This window comes from Streptomyces phaeolivaceus, from assembly GCF_009184865.1.
In the GTDB taxonomy this organism is placed as follows: Bacteria; Actinomycetota; Actinomycetes; order Streptomycetales; family Streptomycetaceae; genus Streptomyces; species Streptomyces phaeolivaceus.
Genome location: NZ_CP045096.1, coordinates 153,252 through 179,360 on the forward strand (window position 1 = coordinate 153,252; position 26,109 = coordinate 179,360).

General features: G+C 71.9%; 27 protein-coding genes, 3 pseudogenes and 1 riboswitch. Of the genes and pseudogenes, 15 read left to right on the forward strand and 15 right to left on the reverse strand.

Annotated elements, in window-relative coordinates; all coding sequences use genetic code 11:
* Positions 1-86: 86 nt before the first annotated feature.
* The 9 genes and pseudogenes from F9278_RS01030 to F9278_RS01070 form a co-directional block, all read right to left on the reverse strand.
* Positions 87-1,790, reverse strand: a pseudogene (locus tag F9278_RS01030) (enoyl-CoA hydratase-related protein); the annotation flags it as partial.
* A gap of 155 nt (positions 1,791-1,945) precedes the next feature.
* Entirely contained in the window at positions 1,946-2,203 is a 258-nt protein-coding gene (locus F9278_RS01035) for a hypothetical protein (protein WP_152166547.1), read from the reverse strand.
* Complete coding sequence (locus F9278_RS01040) at positions 2,190-2,459, reverse strand: DUF6400 family protein (protein WP_152166548.1); 270 nt, start codon at positions 2,457-2,459, stop codon at positions 2,190-2,192. Before F9278_RS01040 ends, F9278_RS01035 begins: the two co-directional genes overlap by 14 nt.
* Positions 2,460-2,577: 118 nt before the next feature.
* A complete protein-coding gene (locus F9278_RS01045) occupies positions 2,578-3,195 on the reverse strand; it encodes a TOPRIM nucleotidyl transferase/hydrolase domain-containing protein (protein ID WP_152166549.1) in 618 nt (205 codons plus the stop codon).
* A 104-nt stretch (positions 3,196-3,299) separates the two neighbouring features.
* Positions 3,300-3,749 carry a spore-associated protein gene (locus tag F9278_RS01050; RefSeq protein WP_152166550.1) on the reverse strand — a complete coding sequence of 150 codons (450 nt, stop codon included), beginning with the start codon at positions 3,747-3,749 and terminating at the stop codon, positions 3,300-3,302.
* Entirely contained in the window at positions 3,733-4,857 is a 1,125-nt protein-coding gene (locus F9278_RS48060; RefSeq protein WP_264300156.1) for an NAD(P)-dependent oxidoreductase, read from the reverse strand. The genes F9278_RS01050 and F9278_RS48060 overlap by 17 nt, the downstream gene beginning before the upstream one ends.
* Before the next feature lie 76 nt (positions 4,858-4,933).
* Positions 4,934-5,855 (reverse strand): annotated as a pseudogene (locus F9278_RS01060) (LysR family transcriptional regulator); the annotation flags it as partial.
* Between the two features lie 110 nt (positions 5,856-5,965).
* A complete protein-coding gene (locus tag F9278_RS01065) occupies positions 5,966-6,655 on the reverse strand; it encodes a M24 family metallopeptidase (RefSeq protein WP_152173620.1) in 690 nt (229 codons plus the stop codon).
* A 45-nt stretch (positions 6,656-6,700) separates the two neighbouring features.
* Positions 6,701-7,138 (reverse strand): annotated as a pseudogene (locus tag F9278_RS01070) (molybdopterin-dependent oxidoreductase); the annotation flags it as partial.
* 315 nt (positions 7,139-7,453) lie between these two features.
* Here F9278_RS01070 and modA point away from each other — a divergent pair.
* The 9 genes from modA to F9278_RS01115 all read left to right on the forward strand — a co-directional run bounded on the left by modA (position 7,454) and on the right by F9278_RS01115 (position 16,004).
* Positions 7,454-8,281, forward strand: a complete 828-nt coding sequence (modA, locus tag F9278_RS01075) for a molybdate ABC transporter substrate-binding protein (RefSeq protein ID WP_152166551.1) — start codon at positions 7,454-7,456, stop codon at positions 8,279-8,281.
* Positions 8,278-9,144, forward strand: coding sequence for a molybdate ABC transporter permease subunit (gene modB, locus F9278_RS01080; protein ID WP_152166552.1), 867 nt, complete (start codon positions 8,278-8,280; stop codon positions 9,142-9,144). Before modA ends, modB begins: the two co-directional genes overlap by 4 nt.
* Entirely contained in the window at positions 9,141-10,346 is a 1,206-nt protein-coding gene (locus tag F9278_RS01085; protein ID WP_152166553.1) for an ABC transporter ATP-binding protein, read from the forward strand. The genes modB and F9278_RS01085 overlap by 4 nt, the downstream gene beginning before the upstream one ends.
* Before the next feature lie 217 nt (positions 10,347-10,563).
* Positions 10,564-10,983: a TOBE domain-containing protein gene (locus tag F9278_RS01090; protein WP_152166554.1), complete on the forward strand. Its 420-nt coding sequence runs from the start codon at positions 10,564-10,566 to the stop codon at positions 10,981-10,983.
* Between the two features lie 62 nt (positions 10,984-11,045).
* On the forward strand, positions 11,046-12,251 hold the full coding sequence (locus F9278_RS01095; protein WP_152166555.1) for an MFS transporter: 1,206 nt from the start codon (positions 11,046-11,048) through the stop codon (positions 12,249-12,251).
* Positions 12,252-12,553: 302 nt separating this feature from the next.
* Positions 12,554-13,075, forward strand: coding sequence for a toxin-antitoxin system HicB family antitoxin (locus F9278_RS01100; RefSeq protein ID WP_152166556.1), 522 nt, complete (start codon positions 12,554-12,556; stop codon positions 13,073-13,075).
* A 109-nt stretch (positions 13,076-13,184) separates the two neighbouring features.
* Positions 13,185-14,027: a DUF4097 family beta strand repeat-containing protein gene (locus tag F9278_RS01105; protein ID WP_152166557.1), complete on the forward strand. Its 843-nt coding sequence runs from the start codon at positions 13,185-13,187 to the stop codon at positions 14,025-14,027.
* 130 nt (positions 14,028-14,157) lie between these two features.
* Positions 14,158-15,216, forward strand: coding sequence for an ATP-binding cassette domain-containing protein (locus F9278_RS01110; protein ID WP_404818841.1), 1,059 nt, complete (start codon positions 14,158-14,160; stop codon positions 15,214-15,216).
* Complete coding sequence (locus F9278_RS01115; protein WP_152166559.1) at positions 15,213-16,004, forward strand: ABC transporter permease; 792 nt, start codon at positions 15,213-15,215, stop codon at positions 16,002-16,004. The genes F9278_RS01110 and F9278_RS01115 overlap by 4 nt, the downstream gene beginning before the upstream one ends.
* 152 nt (positions 16,005-16,156) lie before the next feature.
* Here F9278_RS01115 and F9278_RS01120 read toward each other — a convergent pair whose 3' ends face one another.
* From F9278_RS01120 to F9278_RS48065, 3 genes are all read right to left on the reverse strand, one after another.
* Positions 16,157-17,494: a sialidase family protein gene (locus F9278_RS01120; protein ID WP_226966570.1), complete on the reverse strand. Its 1,338-nt coding sequence runs from the start codon at positions 17,492-17,494 to the stop codon at positions 16,157-16,159.
* Complete coding sequence (locus tag F9278_RS01125) at positions 17,491-18,243, reverse strand: HpcH/HpaI aldolase family protein (protein ID WP_152166560.1); 753 nt, start codon at positions 18,241-18,243, stop codon at positions 17,491-17,493. Before F9278_RS01125 ends, F9278_RS01120 begins: the two co-directional genes overlap by 4 nt.
* Positions 18,244-18,352: 109 nt before the next feature.
* Positions 18,353-18,631, reverse strand: a complete 279-nt coding sequence (locus F9278_RS48065; RefSeq protein WP_152166561.1) for an aldo/keto reductase — start codon at positions 18,629-18,631, stop codon at positions 18,353-18,355.
* Positions 18,632-18,685: 54 nt separating this feature from the next.
* Here F9278_RS48065 and F9278_RS01135 point away from each other — a divergent pair, with 54 nt between their 5' ends.
* On the forward strand, positions 18,686-18,889 hold the full coding sequence (locus tag F9278_RS01135) for an SDR family oxidoreductase (RefSeq protein WP_226966571.1): 204 nt from the start codon (positions 18,686-18,688) through the stop codon (positions 18,887-18,889).
* Positions 18,890-18,951: 62 nt separating this feature from the next.
* Here F9278_RS01135 and F9278_RS01140 read toward each other — a convergent pair whose 3' ends face one another.
* On the reverse strand, positions 18,952-20,493 hold the full coding sequence (locus F9278_RS01140; RefSeq protein WP_152166562.1) for an AMP-binding protein: 1,542 nt from the start codon (positions 20,491-20,493) through the stop codon (positions 18,952-18,954).
* A gap of 340 nt (positions 20,494-20,833) precedes the next feature.
* On the opposite strand from F9278_RS01140, the gene F9278_RS01145 reads away from it, so the two are divergent.
* The 3 genes from F9278_RS01145 to F9278_RS01155 all read left to right on the forward strand — a co-directional run bounded on the left by F9278_RS01145 (position 20,834) and on the right by F9278_RS01155 (position 22,992).
* Positions 20,834-21,988, forward strand: coding sequence for a hypothetical protein (locus tag F9278_RS01145; RefSeq protein ID WP_152166563.1), 1,155 nt, complete (start codon positions 20,834-20,836; stop codon positions 21,986-21,988).
* A gap of 90 nt (positions 21,989-22,078) precedes the next feature.
* Positions 22,079-22,444 carry a hypothetical protein gene (locus F9278_RS01150; RefSeq protein ID WP_226966572.1) on the forward strand — a complete coding sequence of 122 codons (366 nt, stop codon included), beginning with the start codon at positions 22,079-22,081 and terminating at the stop codon, positions 22,442-22,444.
* A gap of 146 nt (positions 22,445-22,590) precedes the next feature.
* Positions 22,591-22,992, forward strand: a complete 402-nt coding sequence (locus F9278_RS01155; protein WP_152166564.1) for a DUF5958 family protein — start codon at positions 22,591-22,593, stop codon at positions 22,990-22,992.
* Here the strand turns inward: F9278_RS01155 and F9278_RS46735 are convergent.
* Positions 22,985-23,449 carry a barstar family protein gene (locus F9278_RS46735; RefSeq protein WP_226966573.1) on the reverse strand — a complete coding sequence of 155 codons (465 nt, stop codon included), beginning with the start codon at positions 23,447-23,449 and terminating at the stop codon, positions 22,985-22,987. The two genes, F9278_RS01155 and F9278_RS46735, sit on opposite strands and share 8 nt — an antisense overlap.
* Positions 23,450-23,868: 419 nt before the next feature.
* On the opposite strand from F9278_RS46735, the gene F9278_RS46740 reads away from it, so the two are divergent.
* A complete protein-coding gene (locus tag F9278_RS46740; protein ID WP_226966574.1) occupies positions 23,869-24,072 on the forward strand; it encodes a hypothetical protein in 204 nt (67 codons plus the stop codon).
* A 43-nt stretch (positions 24,073-24,115) separates the two neighbouring features.
* Here F9278_RS46740 and F9278_RS01165 read toward each other — a convergent pair whose 3' ends face one another.
* Positions 24,116-25,390: a sulfite oxidase gene (locus tag F9278_RS01165; protein ID WP_152166565.1), complete on the reverse strand. Its 1,275-nt coding sequence runs from the start codon at positions 25,388-25,390 to the stop codon at positions 24,116-24,118.
* A gap of 417 nt (positions 25,391-25,807) precedes the next feature.
* Positions 25,808-25,917, forward strand: a riboswitch (SAM riboswitch).
* 33 nt (positions 25,918-25,950) lie between these two features.
* Between F9278_RS01165 and F9278_RS48415 the strand changes: the two genes are divergently transcribed.
* Positions 25,951-26,067: a putative leader peptide gene (locus tag F9278_RS48415; protein ID WP_319023097.1), complete on the forward strand. Its 117-nt coding sequence runs from the start codon at positions 25,951-25,953 to the stop codon at positions 26,065-26,067.
* Positions 26,068-26,109 lie beyond the last annotated feature (42 nt).

The following is a 26,109-nucleotide window of genomic DNA, read 5'->3' on the forward strand; positions in this document are numbered from 1 at the left end:
TCTTGGTATCAGCCGATCGGCCGCGACGGGACGCCATCGAGGGCCGTTCCGGTGACATCGGTGACGGAGCGGAACCGGCAGGTTCACGCAACCGGGGCGGTTCCGAGATGCGGCGGGGTGCGCGGTGGCCGCTTCTTGTGGACGAAGGCGCGACGCAGGGCGTGGTACGGGGCGTCCGGGTCGTCGAAGGTCCGGCGCATCCGGGTCAGCTCCCGCTCCCGGAAGCCGGCGAGCGGGGTCGTGCTCTCCAGCCGGTCCAGCTCGGTCTTCTTCGCGGTGATCCGGGACGAGGTCGCGGGAAGGGAGGCGAGCCGGGCCGCGAGCCCGCCGACCTCCCCCGCGAACGCGCCGGGACCGCGGTCGACCACCCGGTCGACGAGCCCGAGGCGCAGTGCGTTCGCCGCACTCACCGGCAGGGCCTCGCGCATGAGCCGCTCGGCCGCCTCGGTCCCCACCCGGCGTGGCAGCGAGTACGTCCAGTACTCGGAGCCGTACAGGCCCATCAGCCGGTAGTGCGGGTTGAGGACGGCGCCCGAGCGGCACCACACCTCGTCGGCGGCCAGGGCGAGCATCACGCCGCCCGCCGCCGCGTTGCCCGCGACCGCCGCGACCACCAGGCGGTCCGTGGTGGTGAGAATCACTTCGACCAGGTCGTCGATGGCGTTGATGTTCGCCCAGGACTCGGTGGCGGGGTCGGCGGCGGCCTCGATGACGCCCAGGTGGATCCCGTTGGAGAAGAAGTCCCGTTCGCCGCCCAGCACCAGCACGGACGTGGGCCGCGCGCACGCCTCCCGGTAGGCGGCCAGCAGACGCCGGCACTGGTCCGTGCCCATGGCACCACCGGGGAACGCGAAGGACAGGAAGCCCACGTTCCCGTCCTCCCGGTAGCGGATGTCCGACCAGGTGTCGTGGGGCACCTCGGGCAACGGGGTCAGGGTGTGCTCGGGCAGCGGCGGCAGCCGGTCGCCCAGGGCCCGTACGGCGGGCAGCTTGAAGGTGGGCGGCTGTCCCGGTGCCCGCCTGGGCCGCAGCTCGGGGATCCATACGGCGCCGTCCTTGGTGGCCCGGCAGACCGCGCCGGCCCGGGTGGCCAGCAGCTCGCCCGGCCTGCCGCGCAGCACGCTCTCGGGGTGGCCACCGTGCAGATACCACTCACCGCCGAGCAGCACGTCCAGCACACCGGGCTGCGAGTCCGCCGCCCTCAGCTTGCGCAGGACGTCCCGGGCGGAGTCCTCGGCCCAGTCGATCCGCCGGACACCCTGGTCGAGGTAGGGGCGTGTGCGCGGCCGGGGGTCGGCCAGGTCTGCCATGTCCTGCCTGAGCGGGACGTAGGTGCCGTCGGCGAAGCGCTCCACCGCCAGCAGGACGGCCTCGATCGCGGCGTCGGCGATCTCGCCCCGGTAGAGCTCGCTCTTGGACGCCGGGGGAATCCGGCACGGCAGGGTGGCCCACACATCGCCGGCGTCCATCTCCGCGTCGGCCTGGAGGACGGTGACACCCCACTCCTCGATGCCCTCGTGGATCGCCCAGTCCAGGGAGGAGGGTCCCCGGTCGCCCGGCGGTCCGGGATGGACGACGAGACAGGTGTGGGCCGACCACACCTCCTCGGGAATCGCCGTCCGCAGCATCGGCGCCACGATCAGCTCGGGCGCGTGCCGTCGTACGGCTTCCGCCAACGGGTTGTCCGGCAGGACGAGTTCGACCGCCACGGTGTGGCCGCGGTCGCGCAGCTCGGCGTGGGTGCGCTGGGTGAGGCTGTTGAACGCGCTGGCTAGGAGCAGGATGTGCACGGCTGCCTCCGGGCGGACGAACGGCAGGCAGGGATGACCGCCGACCGAGATCCTCGGCCAGGGTGGTCCGCCGTTCCCGGCGACAGACGGGCCGGGTCATCCGAAAGCGGGCGGTGCTCCGCCGTACGGCCTCATCGGCGGCCCGGCCCCGCCGCTCAGCGTCGTCGCAGGCCGCTCGTGATGCGCTCCCACGCGGTGCGGGTGGCGCCGAAATGGGTCTCGTGGGCCCAGATGTGGGTGCACGAACGGCACTGCAGATGGAGCAGGCTGCCGTGGTTGGCGAGCAGATAACGCCAGTGCTCGGAGCAGGTACGGCCCTGCTCGCAGGTGCCGCATCCGCGCCGGTCGTCGCAGTTCGGGCAGGCCACCCAGGCGCGGCGGCCGATGTCGGCCTGTGGGTCAAGCGGCAGCATGGCCGCCCCCTTGGCGCGGGAGCACACCGGCCGCGACCAGTTCGTCGTACACGCGCCGCTGCTCCGCGTCGAGGCCGGAGTAGAGCAGCCCGTACGCCGCCTCCTCGTCCCGCAGGGCGGCCATGGGGTCCCAGTCGGGGCCGAGGGCGTCCAGGACATGAGCGCGCCGGAGCATTTCGTGCGAGGTCAGGTCGACGACCAGGTCCGTCGTCGGGTCATCCGGTTCGCCGGGAAGGGCGCGGCCATGGTGGGACATGGGACCGAACGTAGGTAAGCCCACTCCGCCCCGGCAAGAGCAGGTGGGGGAAGTCACACCAGGTCAGGGCGCCAGGGGCCGGTCCGGAGGGGGTGGGTCGACGCCTGCCCGCAGGGGCTCACAGGCGGGCGAAGAGGTCGTCCAGCGGGGCGGGCACCTGGTCGGGTGCGAGGGCTTCGACCAGGAGGCGGCCGTAGCGGATCTTGCGGCCCTTCTTCGTGCCGAGGAAGCGCCGCAGCAGCTGATGCCGGGGGCGGCCGTGCTGGGCGGGCTGCCGGACGAAGGTCTGCCAGGGGCGCAGCTCGTCCTCGGCCTCGATGATCTGCTCGACCCGCGCCGGGCCCAGCGCCCGGATCAGTTCGTCCTCCAGGTCCGCCGCGCAGACGAACACGCTCGGGCGGGGTGCGGAGGCCGGGTCGAGACCCCGGTCGAAGAAGGGCTTCTCGCGTTCGTCGCACAGGCCGATCAGGCGCAGGCCGAGGCCGGAGGGTCCGAGGAGTCCCGCGTAGCGGCCGACGCTCATCGCCCCGCCCATCGACATCACGCACACCCCCTCGGCGGCCAGGTCGCGGCCCCGCCTCTCGGCGAGTGCCTCGACGGCCGCGAGGTCGCTGAGCCCTTCCAGCAGGACGGCGGTGTGCACCCCGAGGTGCTCCGCGAGCTCCCTCGCGGGCCCGCCGGAGCCGCCTCCCGCCCAGCCGGTGACCTCGTCCCGGAACATCCGCATGTCGCCCATGCCGGGGAGTCTGCTACGTCTCCCGGCACGGGCGCACGCGATATTCGGCTGCGCGGTCGCGCGCCCGCGCAGCCGACGGGTTCACCGTGGGGCGAGGTGCCGGGTCAGCGGATCTCGGTGACCCGGTGTTCCTTCAGGGAACCGCAGTTGGAGTTCTCCACCGACACGTACACGTTGTCGATGTTGCCGCCCCAGCTCACGCAGTAGCCCTTGCCGTAGACGTAGGCCGGCCCCGCGTACGACGAGTAGCTGTCGGAGTCCCCGGCGTACTCGTCGGTGGCGGGGACGTAGATCCACGTGGACATGGGCTTGAGCGTGCCCGGGTTGGTGCGGATGGTCGCGACGCAGTTCTCGCCGTTCGACGGGTTGTACGTCAGGTAGACCTTGCCCAGCGCACCGATCGGCGCCGAGTTCACGGTCTTGTAGGCGCTGCCGCAGACGCCCTGCGGGGTGACGTTGGGTGCCGCGGACGCGCTCGCGCCGAACGCGGTCGCGGAGCCCACCGCCAGAGCCGTTAAGGCACCGACAACCGCGATCTTACGGATGGTTCGCATATTTCCCCCTTGGGTCATGAGAGCACTTTGCTCCCACTTGATGTGACCCACGGGCGGTACGGATGGTTGTACCGGGTTCGCACCGGACTCCTGGGAACATCGGCCGCCCGGGATTGAGGGGCGAGCAGCCCGACCACCATTTGAACGCGTTCAAATCTATGCCGGGATGGAGTCGTGGCCGTCCGAAGGGAGTCCCATGGGGGCAGGCATGTTCGTCGTTCCACTGCTCGTGCCCTACATCATGCTGATGGTGGCGTTCTGCGTGAAGGTCGCCGAGGCGTCGTCCGCGAACGTCGGCTGGGCGATGGCGGCAGCCTTGATCGTCGCCCCGCTGGCCTTGTGCGTCGCCATGCTGATTCCCTAGACCGCCCGGTGGGGCCGGGGCGCTCCCGGGTGGCCAGCCGTTGACGGAGTACGAGTGGGCGCCGGTTCCGGCCAGCCCGCTGCCGTCGGTGATCAGGTACTCGTCGCGGATCGGGCGGCCGGTGAACCAGGACTCCAGGATCTCGCGGGTGCCGGCCGCGTAGCGGGCCTGCGCGGACAGGGACGAGCCGGAGATGTGGGGGGGGTCATGCCGTGGTGGGGCATGGTCCGCCAGGGGTGGTCGGGCGGGGCGGGCTGGCCGGTACCAGACGTCACCGGCGTAGCCCGCCAACTGCCCTTCGCGCAGGGCGCGTTCGACGGCCCCACGGTCGACGATCTTCGCGCGGGCGGTGTTGATGAGATACGCTCCGCGCTTCATCTCGCCGAGGAGCTTGTCGCCGAACAGGCCCTCGGTCTCGGGGTGCAGGGGCGCGTTGATGGTGACGACGTCGCAGTGCGGAACCATGTCCTCGGCCGACGGGTGGAAGACGAGCCCCAGTTCGCGCTCGGTCTCCTCGGGCAGCCGGTGCCGGTCGGTGTAGTGGAGTCTCACGTCGAAGGGGGCGAGGCGGCTCAGCACGGCGAGGCCGATGCGTCCGGCGGCGACCGTACCGACGCGCATGCCCTCCAGGTCGTACGAACGGGCCACGCGGTCGGCGATGTTCCAGCCGCCGTCCAGCACCACCCGGTACTGCGTTGCCTGCAGATGCCGTTCACCATCCTCGGGGTCGAACGCCCTGGTCAAAGCGAACCTGGCTATGCCGGTATAGCCCACGGCTATCGGCTCTCGGCCATCCCTCCTCGTCCTCCCGTCGCGGGGTGAGGTAGGTGCGCAGGAGTTCGTCCAGGGCCCGGCGTACGTCCGCCTCCCGGGCCACCGCCAGCAGGGCCGCGGCGAGGACCGAGGGCGGGTCGTCGGGGCCGGTGACCAGGCCCACCCGTGGTCCGTGCGCGGGGCCCTCCAGGGGGACGACCCGCATGCCTTCCGGTACACCGAACATGTGCAGCCACGCGTGCGAGACGACGCTCGACCAGCGGCCTGCGGGCAGGTGGGCGTAGAGCCCGGCCACGCTGTCGGACTCGATCGCGGGCGTGGCGGTGGCCCCGTCGGCGGCGAAGCACTCGTCGATGATGCGGCGGTTGCGCATCCGCCGGCCGAGCAGGCAGAGCGGGAGCGCGGCGGCCTGGGCCCAGCGGGCGGTGGCCGCGTCGGCGAGGGGGCCGTCGACCGGGGTGAGCAGGACGTACCGCTCCTCGTACAGGGGCAGTCGGCGCAGGGCGGGGCCGAGGGTGTCGGCGTCGAGGTACGTCATCGCCGCGTCCAGTTCGAACTCGGCGAGCCCATGGGTGATCTCGGCCGAGGACAGCGACTCGATGCTCACCCGGGCCCTCGGGTGGCGTTCGCAGAAGGGGTTGGTGAGGAGGGAGGCGGTGGGCAGGGCGGTGGGGACCACGCCGAGGCGGAGCGTACCGGCCAGTCCGTCCCGCAGGGCCGACAACTCCTGGCGCAGTCCGTCCCGTTCGGCGAGGATGCGGTGCGCCCACGCGAGGACCACCTCGCCCTCCGGGGTGAGCCCCTCGTAGCGGTGGCCCCGGCGCTACGAGGGGCACACCCAGCTCGTGTTCGAGGCGGCGGATCGCGGCGGACAGGGACGGCTGGGAGACGTGACAGGCCGCCGCCGCGCGGACGAAGTGCCGTTCGCGGGGCGGCGCGACCAGGTACTGCGGCTGGCGCAGCAGCATACGCGTCCTCCACGACGTCGACGGGGCGGCGTGAGGCCGGGCGGGGCGGTGCGAGGCCGGATTGAGCGGTGCAAGGCCGGACATCGCGGCTTCGGCCTGTGCCGCGCCGGTCAGAGCGTGAGCAGCTCCTCGTGGAAGCCGCCGAACTCCCTTTCCCTGTCGATGAGATGGATCTCCAGGATCCAGTGGCAGCGGCGCCCGGCCTTGTCGGTGCGGCGCATCGGGGTGTCGTTGGCGGGAGTGACGTACGACTCCACGTCGGCGCCGTCGATCCACTCGTGCGGGAACTCGCCGACCAGGTGCCCGGCGTGCCAGCCGCCCAGTTCCCACCCGGCGTCCCGGGCGAGCCGGTCGACCTCGGCGTACAGCCGCGCGCCGGTGATGTCCGGGTCGGCGTCGAAGAAGCTCCGGCCGGCGGCGAAGATCCGTGGCAGGTCGTCGCGCAGCCGGTGCTTGACCGGGTCGTCGCCGAGGACGAAGGTCCGGCCGAAGTCGGCCTCGTACTCCTCGAAGATCGGGCCGAAGTCCGCGAACACGATGTCGTCCGCGCCGATCACCCGGTCCGGCGGGTTCTCCTTGTACGGCTTGAGCGTGTTCGGTCCGGAGCGCACGATCCGCTTGTGCCAGTGCCGGGTCGTGCCGAACATCTCGTTCGCCAGGTCACGCACCCGGTCACTGACCGCCCGTTCGCCCTCGCCCGGCGCCACCAGCCCGAGCTTCTCGATCTCCGCGAAGAGCCGCTCGGCCTTCGCCTGGGCGTCCAGCAGCCGTGCCGCGCGTGTGGGTTCGTCGTCCGCCATGGAGTGAAGGTAGTTACCTAGATCGCTTCCGGCAACGGGGTTTCCGGTGCCGGTGGGGTAGCCGCCGTCGACACGGATCGCGGTGATGCCGCTGATGTGCCGGGCGCCGCAGCGGTCCTGTGGGAGGACGAGTTGGGGTCCGGCTCGGTCCAGCGGGGTGTCGTCGAGGGTGACCGCGAGCAGGACGGGCGCCCTCCCGAAGTCGGGGTCGGTCTCGGCCCAGGAGAGCAGGGCGTGGTGGCCGTCGGCGCCGGTGACCGCGATCAGGAAGCGCAGACGGTCCTTGCGGCGGCGGGGGTCGAAGCCGGGGCCGGCCGCCGAGAGCACGTCGTGCAGCAGGGGGCCGGTGAAGCGGTGGTGCCGGACGCCGCTGGTGGCGCACTCGAAGCTGGCCGCCGCCGTGTGCTGGGGCCAGGCGAGCAGATCGGGCACCGTCAGCCGGGACGGCCGGGCCAGATCACCGGCCAGGGCCAGTTCCGCCATCGGCACGGTGTCCGTACCGGCGGCTGCGAGGGACTGGCCGAGGGGTTGGCCGATGGGCTGGCTGGCGGGCTGACCGAGGGTCTCACTCACGGGCTATCACCTCCCGGATGACGGTACCCGGACGGGCGTCCCATGCAAACGCACATGCCATCCCCACAGATAACAGTCCCAGCTCATGCGAAGCTCCAGGCGACATTTCTCTCGCATCTGCGGCAGTATCATCGGCGCACGCACACCTGCCGCACCGGGGGTGCGAACGGTCCGCCAGGACCGCAGGCGACCGTGTCCGTCAGGACCAGAGGGAGTGGACCCGTGATGACCCGAACCGCGCGCCGGACCCGTCGGCCGACGCGGATGGCCGCTCTGGGGGCCTCCGCACTGCTGGCCCTGAGCGCGTGCTCGTCGTCCGACGACTCGTCCCCGGCGAAGTCGGACTCCTCCGCGTCCGCCTCGTCGTCGGACGCGCTGTCCGGCACGTTGACCGTGTTCGCCGCCGCGTCGCTGAAGGAGAGTTTCACGGCGCTGGGCAAGCAGTTCGAGAAGGAGCACTCCGGGACGAAGGTCACCTTCGGCTTCGGCGGCAGCGACTCGCTCGCCGCGAGCATCACCGGTGGCGCCCCGGCGGACGTGTTCGCCTCCGCCAGCCCCAAGACCATGGCGATCGTGACGGACGCCGGGGACGCCTCGGGCACGCCGGAAACCTTCGTCCGCAACCAGCTGGAGATCGCGACCCTGCCGGGCAACCCCGACAAGATCGCCTCCCTCAAGGACCTCACCAAGTCCGGTCTGAAGGTCGTGCTGTGCGACAAGGAGGTGCCGTGCGGCGCCGCCGCCCAGAAGGCCCTGGACGCCAGCAAGTTGAAGCTCACGCCCGTCTCCTACGAACAGGACGTCAAGGCGGCGCTCACGAAGGTCGAGCTGAAGGAGGCCGACGCCGCCGTGGTCTACAAGACCGATGTGCACGCGGCGGGTGAGAAGGTGGAGGGCGTGGAGTTCCCCGAGTCCGCCGATGCCATCAACGACTACCCGATCGTCCAGCTCAAGGACGCGCAGAACGCCGACGCCGCCAAGGCGTTCATCGAGCTGGTGCGCTCCGCCGACGGCCAGCAGGTCCTGACCGAGGCCGGGTTCCTCAAGCCGTGAGCCCTACGACCGACAAGTCCGACGCCGCGGCCGACACCCTCCGGGGTGGGCCGCGGCGTCGGCGCGTGCGGACCGGCGACCGCGGCAGGGGCGCTCCCCTGCCGCTGCTGATTCCCGCGCTGCTCGGCCTGGCGTTCCTGATCGTGCCGCTGGTCGCGCTGCTCGTACGGGCCCCCTGGCGCAGCCTGCCCGAGCTGCTCAGCAGCGCCGAGGTGTGGCAGGCGCTGCGGCTGTCCCTGGTCTGCGCCACCGCCGCCACCGCCGTGAGCCTGGTCATCGGCGTACCCCTGGCCTGGCTGCTGGCGCGTGTCGAGTTCCCCGGGCGCGGCCTCGTCCGGGCCCTGGTCACCCTGCCGCTCGTCCTCCCGCCGGTCGTCGGCGGAGTGGCACTGCTGATGGCGCTGGGCCGCAACGGCATCGTCGGCAAGTCGCTGGACGCCTGGTTCGGGATCACCCTCCCGTTCACCACGGCCGGCGTCGTGGTCGCCGAGGCGTTCGTCGCCATGCCCTTCCTCGTCATCAGCGTCGAGGGCACCCTGCGTGCCGCCGACCCCCGCTTCGAGGAGGCCGCCGCCACACTCGGCGCCTCCCGCTTCACCGCGTTCCGCCGCGTCACGCTGCCGCTCATCGCGCCGGGCATCGCCGCCGGTGCCGTACTGGCCTGGGCGCGGGCGCTGGGCGAGTTCGGCGCGACGATCACCTTCGCCGGGAACTTCCCCGGCCGCACCCAGACCATGCCGCTGGCCGTCTACCTCGCCCTCCAGAGCGACCCGGAGGCCGCCATCGCCCTCAGCCTGGTCCTGCTGGCCGTCTCCGTCGCGGTCCTCGCGGGCCTGCGCGACCGCTGGATGACCACCTCATGACCGAGCCCCAGGACAGGGGGGCGACCGGGCGTGGGTCCCGCCACGATGCCGCCGACGCATCCGATGCCGCCGACGGATCCGGTGCCGCTGGCGGATCCGGTGCGGCTGGCGTGTTCGGTGCGGCTGGCGTGTTCGGTGCCTCCGGTGCCCCAGATGCCTCCGAGGAGGGTCTCGACGCGCGGCTGATCGTCGAGCGTGGCTCGTTCCGTCTCGATGTGGCGCTGAGCGTGGCGCCCGGTGAGGTCGTCGCCCTGCTCGGGCCGAACGGTGCCGGGAAGACCACCGCTCTGCGCGCCCTCGCCGGTCTGACGCCGCTCACCGGTGGCCGACTACGGCTGGACGGCACGGCGTTGGAGCGTACGCCGCCGGAGTCGCGCCCGGTCGGCGTCGTCTTCCAGGACTACCTGCTCTTCCCCCACCTGACCGCCCTGGACAACGTGGCGTTCGGGCCGCGCTGCCAGGGCGCGACGAAGGCGGAGGCGCGGGCGCGGGCCGCCGAGTGGCTCGACCGCCTGGGGCTCGCGGAGCACGCCGGGGCCAAGCCGCGCAGGCTCTCCGGAGGGCAGGCCCAGCGGGTCGCCCTGGCCCGAGCCCTCGCGACCCGGCCCCGGCTGCTGCTCCTGGACGAGCCCCTGGCCGCACTGGACGCCCGTACCCGACTGGAGGTCCGCTCCCAACTCCGGCGCCACCTCGCCGACTTCGAGGCCGTCGCCGTACTGGTCACGCACGACCCGCTGGACGCCATGGTGCTGGCGGACCGGCTGGTCGTGGTCGAGGACGGCCGGGTGGTCCAGGAAGGCGCACCGTCCGTCATCGCCCGCCACCCGCGTACGGACTACATCGCGCGGTTGGTCGGCCTGAACCTCTACCGGGGCGAGGCCGAGGGGCACACCGTACGGCTCGACGGCGGCCCGGCCCTCACCACCACGGAGGTGCTGTCCGGCCCGGCCTTCGTGGCGTTCCCGCCCGGCGCGGTCACCCTCTACCGCGACCGTCCGACCGGGGCCAGCGCCCGCAACCTCTGGCGCTGCGAGGTCGTCGGTCTGGAGACCCACGGCGACCAGATCCGCGCCGACCTCGCCGGAGAGCTGCCGCTCGCCGCCGATCTGACCACGGTCGCCGCCGCCGAACTCGGGCTGCATCCGGGCGCGGAGGTCTGGGCGACGGTCAAGGCGACGCAGACGCACGCGTATCCCGTCTGAGGTCTGAGGACCGGGGGAGGGAGTGAAGATCTGAGGGAGCGAGAACTACTTGGGGGTGAGGATCTGCGGAGGCGAGGAGGCGTACGGGGAGACGTCGACCCGGTCCATGTCTGTTGGCGGAAGATTCGCGCCCGGCCGGGCTACGGTGATCGACGCAGAAGACAGAACGCGACAGAACCGACATATCCCCTCTCCCCCTCCTCCGTAAGGCGTTCGCATGAGCCTGAGCATCCGCAACCAGATTCCCGGCACCGTCACCGCCGTTACCCCTGGCGAGGCCATGGCCACGGTCAAGGTCCGTCTCGACGGTGGGCAGGACATCACCTCGGCGATCACCCTGGACGCCGTCCAGGAACTCGGCCTCGTCGCGGGCTCCGCCGTGCGTGCCCTGGTCAAGTCCACGGAGGTCTCCCTCGCCACCGGCGCGGTGGACGGCCTGTCCATCCGCAACCGGCTGCCCGGTACGGTGAGCGGCATCGCGACCGGCGCCGCGATGGCCTCCGTCAAGGTCACCGTGCAGGGCGGTGAACTGACCGCCGCCATCACCCAGGACGCCGTCAGCGACCTCGGCCTGACGCTGGGCTCCCCCGTCACCGCGCTGATCAAGTCGACCGAGGTAGCGCTCGCCACCGTGTGACGGTCCGAGGAGGGGGCGACGCCAGGGCGCGTGCGGCGGCGGGCGAGGTTACCTTCGGCGGTATGGACGGTGATCTTGGACGTTGGCGCCGATGCCTGCTCGGCGGGGCGGTGTTCGCGGTCTGCATGGCGGGCACGACGCTGCCGACCCCCCTCTACGGCCTGTACCAGGAGAAGTTCGGCTTCTCCGAGCTGACGGTCACCGTCGTCTACGCCGTCTACGCCTTCGGGGTCATCGGCGTCCTGCTGCTGGCGGGCAACGCCTCGGACACCGTGGGCAGGCGACCGGTGCTGCTGTGGGGCCTGGGGTTCGCGGCGGCGAGTGCCGTCTGTTTCCTGTGCGCCACCGCGCTGGGCTGGCTGTATGTGGGGCGGCTGATGTCCGGGCTGTCCGCGGGACTGTTCACCGGGGCGGCCACGGCGTACGTCATGGAGCTGGCACCGCCGGGCGGCGCCTCACGGGCCACGTTCGTGGCGACGGCGGCGAACATGGGCGGGCTCGGCTGCGGCCCGCTGCTCGCCGGGGTGCTGGCGCAGTACGCCGACTGGCCGCTGTATCTGCCGTTCGCCGTGCATCTCGCCCTGGTGGTCTGCTCGGCCGCCGTCCTGCTGCGACTTCCGGAAACCGTGCGGGAGCGCCGGCCGCTGAGCGCGGTACGACCACAACGGCCCAGCCCGCCCCCGCGGGTACGGGTGGTCTTCGGCCCGGCCGCCGCCGCTTCCTTCGTGGGGTTCGCCCTGTTCGGCGTGTTCACCTCGGTCAGCCCGGCCTTCCTCGCCCAGTCCCTGGACGTGACCAACCACGCGGTGAGCGGGCTGATCGTGGCGCTGGCCTTCTTCGCCTCGACCGCCGGGCAGCTGGCCGCCGGCCGCGTCGGGATGAGCCGGTCGCTGCCGCTGGGCTGCGCCGGGCTCCTGGCCGGGTTGGCGCTGCTCGCCGGCGCACTGCGCTGGGAACTGCTGCCGCTGGTGGTACTGAGCGCCGTCGTCGGCGGGGTCGGGCAGGGGCTGGCGTTTCGCGGAGCGCTGTCGGCGGTGGCCGCGGCGTCCGACGCGGACCGGCGCGCGGCCGTGATCTCGGCCCTGTTCGTGGTCGCCTACACGGGCATCTCGGTACCGGTCATCGGCGTGGGCCTCCTCGCGGAACCGATCGGCCTGGAGGGCGCCGGGCTGGTCTTCATCGCGTGCATGACCCTTCTGGTGTCGGTCGCGGGCATCTATCTGCTGCGGCGGCCGGTACCGGCGCCGGAGACCGAGAGGGCCCACTGACCGCGCGCGCCGACCGCGACCGAGGGGGCGTCCCGCCGGGGACGTTTCGCCGGGGACGTTCCGCTGGGGCATGCGTGGCACCGCATGGCATCGAGTGGCACCCCGTGGTGCAGGTTGGCGCCATAGCGGCGCCAACCGGAGCCAAACAGCACCCCCGAGGCCGCACACCCCCGCCTGGCACCACAGTCGCACCGCCAAGCGCCACGATATTCATGCAGGTCAGAGCACCCTCGACGGATTCCGATCCAAAAACATACCGTTACCACTTGCGCGTGACGCCACCTTGGCGCCATGATGGCGTCATGGACCTCACCCCGTATGTCGACACCCTCCGCCGCGAACTCGCGGTGGCCGCCGAAGCCGGTGGCGAGGAAGCACGCGAGCTGGCGGAGCGGCTCACCGCTCCGCTGGAGTCGGCGACCCGGCTGACCATGCTCAATGTGCTCTCCGCCGCGATGGACGAGATCACCCGTGAACTCGCCCCCGGCTCGGTCGATGTACGACTGCGCGGGTTGGACCCCGACTTCGTGGTGGCACTGCCACCCATGCACGGCACCGCCCCCTCGGAGCCGGTCGCCGTGCCCGTCGAACCGCTCGCTGCCCCGGCTCCGGCCGACGGCGACGAGGGGGGCACCGCCCGCGTCAATCTGCGGCTGCCGGCCCACCTCAAGGCCCGCGCGGAAGAGGCCGCGAACCGCGAGGGGCTGTCGGTCAACGCGTGGCTCGTGCGCACCGTGTCCGCCGCGGTCGACCACGGCACCCGGCCGCGTCCGGCGGAGAGAGCCCAGACCGTCGGACAAAGCTTCACGGGGTGGGTGCGCTAGCAGTCCGCACCCACCACCAGTTCGCCCCCAGCACTTCATCCGCAGCGCTTCATCCACACCACGTCCCACCAGCGGGGACGCCCCAAGGACTCATGAGGACGGGACAGCCATGCCTTCTTACGACACTCCCGAACCGATCTCCGTCACCGCTCACGTGTACGCCGGGTCCATCCGGTTCAGCGCGATCGACCGCCACGACACCGTCGTCGATGTGCGGCCCCGCGACACGGAGAAGGACCAGGACGTACGCACGGCGGACCAGACCGAGGTCTCGTACGCGAGCGGTGTACTGACCGTCACCACCCCCAAGGCCAATCTCCTCGGACGCGGCGGCACCGTCGACGTGACGGTGGAGTTGCCCACGGGCTCGCACATCGACATCACCGGCGCCGGGGTGAGGGTGCTCGGCGAAGGGCGACTCGGCGAGGTCCGGGTGAACACCTCGGCCGGCGACGTCCGCCTCGCCACCACCGGCCCGCTGCAGTTGAAGGCGTCGCACGGCCAGAGCACGGTCGACCGGGTCGAGGGCCCGGCCGAGATCACCAGCAGCACCGGCAATGTGCGCGTCGGCCTCGTCGACGGCCCCGCCGTCCTGAAGAACTCGCACGGTACGACGACCGTCGGCGCCGTGACCGGCGAGCTGCGGGTGAATGGCGCCAACGGTGCCATCGACATCGCACGCGCCGAGGCGTCGGTCACCGGCACCACCACCAACGGCCCCCTCCGCGTCGCCGAAGTCGCCCGTGGCACCGTCCAGTTGGAGACCTCCAACGGCTCCATCGAGGTCGGGATCCGCGAGGGCACCGCCGCCTGGCTCGACGTCAGCTCCAACCGCGGGCAGGTACGCAACATGGTTGCCGCGTCCGAGGCCCCGGAGCAGTCCGAGGACACCGTCAAGGTCCGCGCCCGGACCAACTGGGGCAACATCGACGTCCTCCGCGCCACGGTCTGAGCGCACCCTCACCCCGCCGCGCCGACCTCATCTTTCCTGCGCCCCCATACACAAACGCTTCCGCTCCCTCACCACCGACACCTTCAGCCTTCAGCCTTCGAAACGGGAGGGCGCCATGCCTTCATCTGTCATGCCCACATCCAGTCCGAGTGGTGGCCCTGAGCCGACCGCGGCCATCTCCACGGTCGGTCTACGCAAGTCGTACGGCGACAACGTCGTGCTCGACGGCATAGATCTGCGTATCCCGGCCGGGTCCGTGTTCGCGCTGCTGGGCCCGAACGGCGCGGGCAAGACCACCGCCGTCAAGATCCTCTCCACCCTCATCACCGCGGACGGCGGTCAGTCCCAGGTCGCGGGCCACGATGTCGTCGCCGATCCGCAGGCGGTGCGTGCGGCGATCGGGGTGACCGGGCAGTTCTCCGCCGTCGACGGGCTGATCACCGGCGAGGAGAACATGCTCCTCATGGCCGACCTGCACCACCTCACCAGGGCCGAGGGGCGACGGGTCACCGCCGAACTCCTGGAGCGCTTCGACCTGGTGGAGGCCGCGAAGAAGCCCGCCTCCACCTACTCCGGCGGCATGAAGCGCCGCCTGGACATCGCCATGACCCTGGTCGGCGCCCCGAGGATCATCTTCCTCGACGAACCCACCACCGGCCTCGACCCCCGCTCCCGCCACAACATGTGGCAGATCATCCGCGAACTCGTCTCCGACGGCGTCACCGTCTTCCTCACCACCCAGTACCTCGAAGAGGCCGACGAACTCGCCGACCGCATCGCGGTGCTGAACAACGGCAAGATCGCCGCCGAAGGAACCGCCGAGGAACTCAAGCGCCTCATCCCCGGCGGCCACGTCCGCCTCCGCTTCACCGACCCGGCGGCGTATCAGTCGGCCGCCGCCGTGCTGCGCGAAGTCACCCTCCCCCACGCTCGGCTGCGCTCGCGCGGGGGGACCCCCATCGACGAGGCCCTCGCCCTCCAGATACCCAGCGACGGCACCCAGCGCGAACTGCGTTCCCTCCTCGACTGGCTGGACTCCGCCGGCATCGAGGCCGACGAACTCACCGTGCACACCCCCGACCTCGACGACGTGTTCTTCGCCCTGACCGGCCCGACCACTGCCACGGGCACCGCCCCGACCACCGTCACGGGCACCGTCCCCAACCAGCCCAAGGAGAACGCCCGATGAGCGCCCTCGCCCTCGCCGTCCGCGACTCGAACACCATGCTGCGCCGCAATCTGCTGCACGCCTGGCGCTACCCGTCCGCGACCCTGAACCTGCTGCTGACCCCGATCATGCTGTTGCTGCTCTTCGTCTACATCTTCGGCGACGTGATGAGCGCGGGCATCGGCGGCGGTGGCGCGGACCGCTCCGAGTACATCGCCTACATCGTGCCGGGCATCCTGATGATGACCGTCGGAAGCACCGTGATCGGGGCCGCGGTGTACATCTCGATGGACATGTCCGAGGGCCTCATCGCCCGCTTCCGGACGATGGCCGTCTACCGCTCCTCCGTGATCATCGGGCATGTCGTCGGCAGCGTGCTGCAGTGCATCGCCAGTGCGGTCCTCGTGGGTGCCGTCGGTGTGGCCATCGGCTTCCGGTCCACCGACGCCACCGTCCTGGAGTGGCTGGCCGCGTTCGGGCTGCTCGTCCTCTTCTCCCTGGCGCTCACCTGGATCGCGGTCGGCATGGGGATGGCCAGCCCGAACCCCGAGGCGGCCAGCAACAGTGCCATGCCGCTGATCCTTCTCCCGCTCATATCCAGCGCCTTCATCCCGGCCGACACAATGCCCGGCTGGTTCCGGCCTATCGCCGAGTACCAGCCCTTCACCCCCGCCATCGAGACCCTGCGCGGTCTGCTGCTCGGCACCGAGATCGGCAACAACGGATGGATAGCGATCGCCTGGTGCGTCGGCCTGACCGTGCTCGGCTACCGCTGGTCCACGGCTCAGTTCAACCGCGACCCCAAGTAGCCGCGCCGCGCACGACGACACGCACCGAGCGCGCCTACCGCGTCGGCCACCGCCCCCACCCGGGCGCGGGTCAGGGCGGCGTACTCCGACACCGCGTCGGCGTACGCCGCCCCGACGGCGGTCGGCGAAGCGGGTGTTCGCCTCGCCGACCGCTAGCGCGGAAGCAGTCGGATGTGGCGGATGACCTGGCGGTGGTGGGCGTAGGCGATGTGGAGGGCCCCGTCCGGGGTCTGGGCTATCGAGGGGTAGGAGAGTTCGCGGTTGAGGCCGTCCCGGGAGTTGTTGGTGAGGCAGTGGCCGTCGCCGGTGACGAGGTCGGTGCGCAGGGGCCAGGTGCGGCCCCCGTCGGAGGAGATCGCGAGGCTGAGCGGAGCGCGGGGAGCGCCCCAGAAGGCCCCGGGCACCGCCTCGGACGCCCTGGGCACCGCCTCGGACGCCTCGGGCAACTCCGACGGCTTGGGCGGCTCGGGCGGTTCGGTTTCCCGCCCCACCGCGGTGGTCGTCCCGCCGGCCGGGGCCCGGTCGTCGGCGAGTCCGCCCTTGTCGTCGATCTCGTCGTAGAGGGAGACGCGGCGGGCCGTGGCGTCGGCGGCGCTGCTGTGGTTGTAGACGAGGGCCAGGCGGCCGTCGGTCAGGGGGAGGTACTGGATCGAGCAGTTGTTGTTCGGCAGGTCGAGCGGTTCCGGCTCACTCCAGGTGTCGCCGTCGTCCAGCGACACGGACCGGTGTACGACGTCGGCGCGGCGGCTGCGGAAGAGAGCGAGGAGAGAACCGTCCGGCAGCCGGTGGACGTTCATGTGGACGAGGCCGGTGGAGGCGGGCACGGGCTGTTCGCGCCAGGTGTCGCCCTGGTCGTCGCTGATCATCACCGCGCTGGTGTCGAGGTCGCCGGACCACTTCTCGCCGGGGGTGGTCCGGCAGCGGAAGACGGGCACCAGCAGGCGGCCGGTGGGCAGGACGACGGGTGGCTGGCGGACGAAGACACCGCCGCTCCCGGGCGTCGCGGGGAACAGGGTGCGGGGCGCGTCCCAGGTGACGCCGTTGTCGTGGCTGACCCGGAGGCGTACTTCGGCGGTGTCCTGGTCGCCGCCGCGCTGGGCGGTGTGCAGGAGCCACAGGGCGCCGGAGGGTGCGGGGAAGAGAAGGGGGTTCTGTTCGGAGCGGGCCGGGTCGTCGGAGAGGAGGATCGGATCGGTCCAGGTCGTGGCGTCGGGCGTGAGCCGGGAGAACCAGACGCAGATGTCCGCCATGCCTTCCTGCGTGCCGCCGAACCAGACGCAGCCGAGGTCGCCGCCGGGCAGGACGGTGAGGTTGGCGGCGTGGTTCTGCACGGCCGGTACGGGCAGGAGGGTGTCGGTGCGGTCGAAGGCAGCGGACAGATCGACGCGGCCGGACCGGTCGGGCTCGTCGGACCGGCCGGACAGTTCTGACCCGTCGGAGTGGCTGGGCAGGTCGGAGTGGCTGGGCAGGTCGGGCTGGTCGGCGGTCACAGTGCCTCCCCGGGCGTGCGGGCAGCGGACAGGTGTCGGCGCGCGGTCTGTTCCAGGTGGACGAGGTCGCAGGCGACGGTCGCGAAGGTGAAGCCCTCGGCGAGGCGCTTCGCGGCGCTCGGACCGTCCGGGTTGTGGATGCCGGCGGCGATTCCGGCGGCTGCCGCCGCCTCGCGGACGGTGACGAGCGCGGCCTCGAAGGTGTCGGCGAGGGCCGGGTCCGTGGAGGTGGCGCCGCCGAGGGCGAGGCGCAGGTCGGAGGGGCCGACGTAGACGCCGTCCAGGCCGGGCGTCGCGCAGATCCGTGCCACGTCGGCGAGTCCCTCAGCGGTCTCGATCATGGCGAGGACGACCGTGGCGTCGTGCGCGGCAGCCGGGTCGGGGCCGATGCGCAGTGCGGAGCGCATCGGGCCGTAGGAGCGGCGTCCGTACGGCGGATAGCGGACGGCGGCCACGGCTTCGGCGGCCTGCTCCGCCGTGTCGACCAGTGGCACGATCACACCGGTGGCGCCCGCGTCGAGGGCCCGGCCGATCGGGCCGGGGTCGTTGGCCTCGACCCGGACGAGGCCGACGGCGGTGGAGCCCTTGGCGTCGATGGCGAGGAGGTTGTTGAGCATGCCGGAGAAGCCGAACAAGCCGTGCTGGGCGTCGAGGGCGACGTAGTCGTAGCCGAGGCGGGCGACGCGTTCGGTGGCGACAGGCGCGTCCAACAGGCACCAGTAGCCGAGGAGTTGCTCGCGGGCGCGCAGGCGGGTGGTGAACTCTGCCGGGTCATGAGCGGTTGTTCCTTCGCGGGGTTCGCAGGGGTTCGCAGGGGTTCGCGGATGGGCGCAGAGGGAGGTCGGGGTTCGGGGCGGCTCAGCGGTTGTAGGCGGGCATGGGGCCGCGCAGCGCGGCGCCGACCTCGTCGCAGGCGGCGGTGACGTCGGCGGGCAGCGGGCCGGCCTGGGCGGCGGCGAGGTTGGCGGTCAGGTGCTCGGTGCGGGAGCCGCCGAGCGGCAGGGCGTCGGTGGAGTCCCGGTCGAGGAGCCAGCGCAGGGCGAGTTCGGTGAGCGGGAGGCCGGCGTCGTCGGCGACGCGGGACAGCGTGGCGACCGCGTCGAAGAGCTGGCGGTCCCAGTTGCGCTGCCGGTACATGGCGGCGAGGCGTGAGTCGCCGAACCGTCCGAACCCGGGGGTCCGTCCGTAGCTGTGCCGTCCGTCAACGTGGTCGCCCCCGGCCCGACCGACACACCGATGCTGTCCGACCCCGCCCGCACACCCCCGGCCCGCCCGCCGCTCGGCCGGTTCGTCTCCCCCGACGAGGTCGCCGCCCTGACCGCGTTCCTCCTCGGCCCGGACGGCGGCGCGATCACCGGCCAGCAACTCGTCCAGTGCGCGGGGGCGTCGCTGTGACCCGGGCTGTCCCACGACTTGCTCGACGGCGTGCAGGTGCGGTCGGGGTGTTCGACCAGGGCCTAGTTGACGCCCCGGGTGTGCCCGGCCCAATAGGGCTCCCGCAACTTGAACTTCTGGATCTTTCCGGTCGCCGTCCTCGGGATGGCGTCCCGGAACTCCACGCTCGTCGGGGCCTTGTACCCCGCCAGCCGCTCCTTGCAGTGGGCGATGATCTCCGCCTCGCTCACCGCCGCGCCGTCGGCCCGGACGATCAGCGCCTTGATCGTCTCGCCCCACCGGGTGTCCGGCACCCCGATGACGGCGACCTCGGCCACTCCCGGGTGGCTGAAGATGGTGTCCTCCACCTCGATCGACGACACGTTCTCGCCGCCCGTGATGATGACGTCCTTCTTCCGGTCCGAGATCGTCAGATGTCCGTCCCCGGGGTCGAGGGTCCCGCCGTCGCCCGTGTGGAACCAGCCGTCCTCCAGCACGGCCGCCGTCTCCTCGGGCTTGTCCCAGTAGCCGTCGAGAACCACGTTCGAGCGCGCCAACACCTCACCGGAGTCGGCCACTCGGAGCTTCACGCCGAGCGCGGGCAGACCGGCCCGTGACAGTTTCCGGGCCCGCTCCTCGCCCGGCAGGGCCTCGTCCTCGGGCCGCGCGCGGTTGAACGTCAGAAGCGGTGAGGTCTCCGTCAGACCGTAGATCTGGGTGAACTCCCAGCCCAGTTCCTCCCCGACCCGCTGGATCGTCCGGCTCGGCGGCGGCGCGCCCGCGCACACGATCCGTACCCGGTCACGCCCCGGCACCGGCCCCTGCCAGTCGGCCGCCGCGTCGAGGACCGCGTTCCACACCGCAGGCGCGCCGCACATCAGCGTCACGCCGTGCTCGTCCACCCGGCGCAGGATCTCGGCGCCGTCGACCTTGCGGAGCACCACCTGTTTGGCGCCGAGCCCGGCCATCACGAACGGCATGCCCCAGCCGTTGCAGTGGAACATCGGCAGGGTGTGCAGGTACACGTCCCGCTCCCAGGCCCGGGTGTGCAGGCCGAAGGTCAGTCCGTTCACCCAGATGTTGCGGTGGGTGAGCTGAACTCCCTTGGGGCGTGCGGTCGTTCCCGACGTGTAGTTGATCGTCGCGGTGGCGTCCTCGTCCGGCCTCGACCAGGGCCTCGGCTCCACCCCGAACCGCATCAGCTCCGTCTCCGTCCCCTCCCCCAGCGTGTACCGGTGAGCCACCTTGACGTCGGCGACCGTGTCCCTCACCTCGGGATCGACGAGCAGCACCGAGGCGCCGCTCTGCCGTACGACGTACTCGATCTCCTCCGCCTTCAGCCGGAAGTTGACCGGCACACAGATCCGCCCGCTCATCGGCACCGCGAACAGCAGCTCCAGCATCCGGGCCGAGTTGTGGCTGACCACCGCGACCCGCTCGCCCTCCCCCACGCCCAGCGCGTCCAGCCCCGCCTGCCAGGCCCGCACGCGCTCGCCCAACCGTCCGTACGTCGACGGCGCGACCGGCGGCGCGGGCTGGTTCGGCTCGTCGATCACACCGGGGCTGTCGGCGAACCCCAGCTCAGCCCGGTCCAGGAAGTCGGCGATGGTCATAGGAACGCGCATCAGTCTCCCCACTCGTCACTCGTCGTACGTCTTACGTCTTACGTCTTACGTCACTCGCCACTCGTCGTACGTCACTCGTCATGCGTCACTCGACGTACGCCATGTGTCATGCGTGTACGCCTCATAGGAGGTGTTCCTCGCACAACGGGCGGCACACGCCGCTGGTTCGTCACCCGATCGAGTACAGCCGTCCCGGGTGGCCCCGGTGGGGGCGAAGGCACCATGGATCGCGCGCTTTGTCACGTGCATAGCTAGAATTTTCTGCTTCGCCGTTTCAAGGTGGTTCCTCCTGTGCGCCCGACCCGTCCGGAGGGATCCCGCAGTGAGACGCAGGCGATTTGTGGCAGGTACGGTCGGCGCGGTCTCCGGGCTGACGCTCGGCGCCCCGGTCCCGGCGCGGGCGGGTGCGTCGGCGCCCCGTACACAGGGGGAGACGCCTGGTACGGAAGGGGAGACGCCTCGTACGGAAGGCTGGCAGGCGGTGCCCGCGCCGGGCAGCGTTCCCGCCGCGCAGCTGCGCCGTGTCGCCGTCGCCGGGCCCCGGCTGGCCTGGGCCGTGGGTGAGGAGAACCTCGCGCCGCAGTCCCAGCAGCACGCGCTGGCCATGCTGTGGAACGGCACCGCCTGGACGAAGACCGACCTGTCCCATCTCGGGCACACGCGGTTGACCGATGTCGCGGGTGTGCGCGCGAACGCGGCCTGGAGTGTGGGTCTGCCCACCGGGGACGGCAGCCCGCTGCTGCGCTGGACGGGAACCACCTGGCGCGAAGCCGACTTCCCGGGCCGGGGCGAGCCGGACGTGCGGCTCAACTCGGTGGCGGTCGGCCCCGGCCGCCAGGTGTGGATCTGCGGCAGCCGGGGCGGCGCCGCCGGTCTGCTGCACGGCGACGGTCGCCGCTGGCGATGGCTGGCCCCTCTGCCCGTCCCGAGCGTGAACCTCTACCGGGTCGTGGTGCGCCGCCGGGGCGAGGTCTGGGTGGGCGGGGACCGGTCCAACGGGGGCGGCTGGTCCGGGCTCGTGGCCCGCTGGGACGGGGCGTGGACGGCGCTGCCGCCGATCGCGGGGCTGCGGCTGGGCATCGCCGATCTGCACGCGGCCGGTCCGGACGACGTCTGGGCGGTGGGAACCGAGGCCGGTGCCGGCGGGCCGATCGGCCGCCCCGGCAACCCCGCGCTGGCCCACTGGGACGGCACGGCCTGGGCCCGTGTCGAAGCGGGCTTCACCGTCGGATCGTTGACGGGCATCGCGGGCGACGCGCGGGGCCGCGCCGCCTGGATCTCGGGCTGGAACTTCCAGGACCAGACCCGCAGTACGTACCTCCAGCGGAACGGCGACTCCTGGACCCTGGTCCGCGGCCCGTCCGGCCCGGCCCCGGCGCCGTACCTCAACGACGTCACCGCCGTCCCCGGCACCACGGCCTACTGGTCCGTGGGCATGACCCGCCCCACCCCCTACCCACCGACCGAGGCCTACACCGAACACCTACCGGCCTGACCACCGTGCCCCGTCAGAACACCGGACGGACGGACCCTCTGCCGACAAGAGCAAGTGCCGGGACATGGGCTGTGGGGGCAGGATGCCCCCGTGTCCACCGAAGTCAGCGGAATGATCGAGTGCCGACCGGGCGCCCGCCTCTGGGGTCCCGAGGACGAGGACTCCGTATGGCACACCGCCATCGACCTCTTTCTGCTCAACAACGGCAACGCCTACGACGCCCTGGGCGGCCTCTTCGGCATCCGCAACCACCGCGGCTTCCGCCCGCTGGCCGAGGGCCGAGGGCCGAGGGTTCCCGGCCGACGCGTCCGAGGGCCTGCGAGCCGAGTACGACGTCTACGGCGGACAGCCCGACGTCCACGGCACGACGTGGATCACCTGGGCCGAACTAGCCGCCGCCGACTGGCGGGAAACGGACGGCTCCGGCACCCGAAGCCGGGAAGCCGTCGCCGGTGACGCCACGCACTGGGGGCCCGTCTGGAGCGTGATGCGCACGCTCGGCGACCTGCATGGAGCGGACCATGTACGGCTTGTGGCTTGGTTCCACTGACCTGGGCTCGGAGGCGGCTCATCGCTTGCTGGTTGTTCGATGGAAAGCGGCCATGTCTGAACGTGATGTCATGTTGAACAAGCTCGCTCAGGGGCTGCGGTCGATGGTGGACGGGCTCGGCTGGTTCGACGGGCTGGGTGGGGAGGAGCAGTCGGAGACGCTGATGTTCCTGCGTCATCACTGCGTTCAGGCGCGTGTCGTGGACCAGGACGGTCCGGAGGCCGTACGGCTGTCCGGGCTGCGGCCGACACACACGCCCGCCGTGCTGATCACGTGTGGCCCGATCGAACAGCACCTGGGGAAGATCGTCTCCCTCGCTCCCCCTGACGAACGACGGAAGGCGTTGCGGCCGCTGGTCGCACTGCTCGGGATCGCCGACGGTCGGCGGCGCGAGCGGTTCTGCCGCGGTGGCTGCGGTCACTGGTGGCACGCCCTGTCCGCCACCGTCATGTGAGCGTGACGCGTGTGCCGCCCCCGGCCAGGACTTCGAGGGTCGCGGTGACCAGGTCGTACGGTTCGCCCTCCGGTGTCAGGACGTGGGACAGGTGTTCGTGGGCGATCGGGGCGTTCCGCCAGCGCACGGTCGCGGGCGAGGTGGGGCCGAAGTTGCCGCGCAGACAGTCCACCAAGGCGTCGAGGCAGCCGCCGAAGTAGCCGCCGGGGCCGTTGACGGCCTCACCCAGGGCCGGATAGAGGCTCGGCTCGTCGGTGATGCACCGGCCGTCCAACTCGGACGCCCCTCCGGCGGGGCGGTCCCGGTGGTCCAGTCGGCACCCCCGTTCGCGGACCAGGTCGAGCCAGGCCCCGCGTTGCCGGGTGTCCAGGTCGGTCCAAGCTCCGGGGGCGTCCGGCGGGGCGGCGAGCCAGCGCCGCCAGACGGGCCAGGCGTACTCGGGTACGGGTTCGGACACCTCTCCGTCGAGTTCCAGATCGATGAGGTCCGTCCCGTGCGAGGACGGGCCCCACGCACGGACCTTGGGCCGCAGCAGCCGGTCCGTGAGCGGTTCGCCCCTGTCGTCGTGTATCTCCAGCCACGCCTCGTCCAGGTCCAGGGCACGCCGAGTGCCCGTCGCGAGCGCACGCCGCAGCCGATCGCTCGGGGCGAACCCCCGGAGGACAAGGGGGCGCGGCAGCTGGTCGGGGCGGCAGGACGCGGGCGATCTCTTGGCAAGAGCCCAGCCAGCGCCGGCCGTCGTGCAGTCGGACCGGGGCCCGGTGTCCCTCGGGCGGGCCGTCGTAGTCGTCCAGGCCGGTGAGCACGAGGCTGTTCCATCCCGGGCCCGGGACCGGGCCGAGACCGTGCCGTCGCGGGTATGGTCCGGTGCGGTTCGTGCGCGGGTGCGGGCCGAGGCATTCCGCGTCTTCCAGTGGCCACGCGTCGAGCGTCCTCTGGAACGCCCTGTTCGACCCCCGCGACATCCTCGACCTCATCAAGAGCGGCCGTACCGAGGACGAGGCCGCCTCCCGTCTGGTGACCGCCCTCCGCGGCGCCCTCATCGGCTGGTCCACGACACCGGACCGCAGGGACGACTGAGCCGGCGGGCCCCGACCGGGCCCGCCGACCGGACGTCCGTGGGTCACACCACGCTCACGGGATGCCGTACCACCGCGTCGAACAGATAGCCCTGGGTGTTGGGCACGGCGGTGTCCGGCTGGGTGCGGCCGGCCGTGTCGGTGGCGCGGGCCAGCAGGTGGGTGGCGCCGGGCGCGTCGGGCCGCCAGCCGACGGACCAGCGGGTCCAGGTGCCGGAGCGGGGGCGGTCGTGCAGCCGGGCGGGCCGCCAGTTCGTGCCGCCGTCGGTGCTGACGTCGACATGGGCGACACCACCCGCGCCCGACCACGACCGCCCGTGCAGCACATGTTTCCGCCCCGCCGTGAACGTGGCCCCGCGCGCCAGTTCGAAGGCGCTCTTCGTGGTCTGCCGGGTGAGCGGCGCGCTGCCGCCCTCGGGGTGGGCGGGCCCGAACAGCCGGTAGAAGGCGGTGTTCCAGGGCGAGAACAGCGGCTGCGCGGACACCTCGATGTCACCGACCCACTTGATCGACGCGATCCCGATCCAGGACGGCACCAGCACCCGCACCGGGTGGCCGTGGTCGTACGGCAGTGGCTCACCGTTCATCTCGTACGCGAGCAGCACATCGTCGAGCGCCTTGGCGAGCGGCAGCGGCCTGCGCACCCGGCCCAGGCTCTCCCCGCCGCTGACGAACTCGGCGTCGAGGCCCCGGGGTTGCACATCGACGGCGTACGGGGAGAGCCCGGCTCCGCGCAGCACATCGGCAAGGCGCACCCCGCGCCAGCGGGCGACGCCGATCGCGCCCAGGGTCCAGGCGGTGCCGGTGACGGTCTCGCCCTGCTGGGTCGTGTAGAAGGAGCGGCCGTTCCCGGCGCACTCGACGAACGCGGTGCGGGTGACGGCCGGCAGGGCGCGCAGTTCGTCGTAGCCGAACTCCACCGGCCGGTCCTCGCCGGGGGCGCCGCGCAGCCCGCTCCCCCACAGCCGCAGCCGCCAGTCGGCGGCGTCCAGGACGGGGGTGGTGGTGTGGTTGCGTACGAAGAACAGGCTGTTGGGGGTGTGGTGGCCGGTGCCGCGCAGGGCTTCCCAGCGGGTCTCGGCGTTCGTGCCGCGCTGGATGAACCACTCGGGCGGCAGGGGTTTGACGATCGGTGTGTCGGCGGCGTGGGCGGGCCGTGCGGTGCCGAGCGCGGTTCCGGCGGCCGTGGCGGCGAGCAGGGTGAGCAGCCGACGGCGTGAGACGCCGTCGGCCCTGGCCTCACCGGCGAGCCACTGGCGCAGCCTGCGACGGTCGTAGTCGGTCTCGTGGCGGTGACCGGCGGGGGTGGGAGAGAGCATGGCGGATCCTCGTCATGCGGAGTGAAGGAGCACGGCAGGGACGGGAGGAGTGGCGGAGTAGGGGTGGCGGAGACGGCAGGGATGGCAGCGATGGCGGAGACGCCAGGGGTTGCAGGGGTTGCGCGCACAACTGGCTTACGCGGCAAGGTGGTTGGCGGCGGCCTCGGAGAGGCGCGCGATCAGCCGGTCGGCCGACAGAGCGCGGCGGCCACACGGACGAGGTCCACGGCGCGGCGGCGGGTCAGCGGCTCCGACAACGGCATGGCGGGATGCAAGCACGTGCGGCGGGGGATGTCAACGGAGCGTTCCGGTAGGCGCGATACGGGCCGCGCCGCGCGCCGGGGCGCTCTCTTCGTCCGCACTCTGCTCCCCGCCCGGCGTTGACGGGCCGCGAAAACGATCGCTAAAGTTTCAACTGGCATTGAGTGTCAGCGTCAAGCCCTGGCTTGCTGACCGGCAACCCTCCGCCGCGGTGGGGTGCTCCAGGTGAAAGCCCGGCCGGATCGCCGATCCGGCAAGCGCGTGGCCCCTGACAGGGCCTGGAACACGGAGGAGTGAGCATGCGGTACAGCGCCATCTCCGGTCCCTCCGGCACGGTCGCGGCGGCTCACTCCCGGTTCTCCCGCCGACGCCACATCGACCTGCAGCGCATCACCAGCTGTCTGTGTCGCGGCTGACCGCAGCCCCCAAGCCGATCTAGGGCGTTCCCCCGCTGGTCT

Excerpts from the sequence above, each read along its gene's own strand:
- F9278_RS48065 (WP_152166561.1), bottom strand. The coding sequence starts at position 18,631 with ATGTACCGGCAGCGCAACTGGGACCGCCAGCTCTTCGACGCGGTCGCC.
- F9278_RS01035 (WP_152166547.1), bottom strand. The coding sequence starts at position 2,203 with ATGCTGCCGCTTGACCCACAGGCCGACATCGGCCGCCGCGCCTGGGTG.
- F9278_RS01100 (WP_152166556.1), top strand. The coding sequence starts at position 12,554 with ATGGACCTCACCCCGTATGTCGACACCCTCCGCCGCGAACTCGCGGTG.
- F9278_RS01155 (WP_152166564.1), top strand. The coding sequence starts at position 22,591 with ATGTCTGAACGTGATGTCATGTTGAACAAGCTCGCTCAGGGGCTGCGG.
- F9278_RS01140 (WP_152166562.1), bottom strand. The coding sequence starts at position 20,493 with ATGCGCGTTCCTATGACCATCGCCGACTTCCTGGACCGGGCTGAGCTG.
- F9278_RS01095 (WP_152166555.1), top strand. The coding sequence starts at position 11,046 with ATGGACGGTGATCTTGGACGTTGGCGCCGATGCCTGCTCGGCGGGGCG.
- F9278_RS01050 (WP_152166550.1), bottom strand. The coding sequence starts at position 3,749 with ATGCGAACCATCCGTAAGATCGCGGTTGTCGGTGCCTTAACGGCTCTG.
- F9278_RS01090 (WP_152166554.1), top strand. The coding sequence starts at position 10,564 with ATGAGCCTGAGCATCCGCAACCAGATTCCCGGCACCGTCACCGCCGTT.
- F9278_RS01115 (WP_152166559.1), top strand. The coding sequence starts at position 15,213 with ATGAGCGCCCTCGCCCTCGCCGTCCGCGACTCGAACACCATGCTGCGC.
- F9278_RS01045 (WP_152166549.1), bottom strand. The coding sequence starts at position 3,195 with ATGGGCGACATGCGGATGTTCCGGGACGAGGTCACCGGCTGGGCGGGA.
- F9278_RS01040 (WP_152166548.1), bottom strand. The coding sequence starts at position 2,459 with ATGTCCCACCATGGCCGCGCCCTTCCCGGCGAACCGGATGACCCGACG.
- F9278_RS01085 (WP_152166553.1), top strand. The coding sequence starts at position 9,141 with ATGACCGAGCCCCAGGACAGGGGGGCGACCGGGCGTGGGTCCCGCCAC.
- modA (WP_152166551.1), top strand. The coding sequence starts at position 7,454 with ATGACCCGAACCGCGCGCCGGACCCGTCGGCCGACGCGGATGGCCGCT.
- F9278_RS01105 (WP_152166557.1), top strand. The coding sequence starts at position 13,185 with ATGCCTTCTTACGACACTCCCGAACCGATCTCCGTCACCGCTCACGTG.
- F9278_RS01165 (WP_152166565.1), bottom strand. The coding sequence starts at position 25,390 with ATGCTCTCTCCCACCCCCGCCGGTCACCGCCACGAGACCGACTACGAC.
- F9278_RS48415 (WP_319023097.1), top strand. The coding sequence starts at position 25,951 with ATGCGGTACAGCGCCATCTCCGGTCCCTCCGGCACGGTCGCGGCGGCT.
- F9278_RS01110 (WP_404818841.1), top strand. The coding sequence starts at position 14,158 with ATGCCCACATCCAGTCCGAGTGGTGGCCCTGAGCCGACCGCGGCCATC.
- F9278_RS01065 (WP_152173620.1), bottom strand. The coding sequence starts at position 6,655 with ATGGCGGACGACGAACCCACACGCGCGGCACGGCTGCTGGACGCCCAG.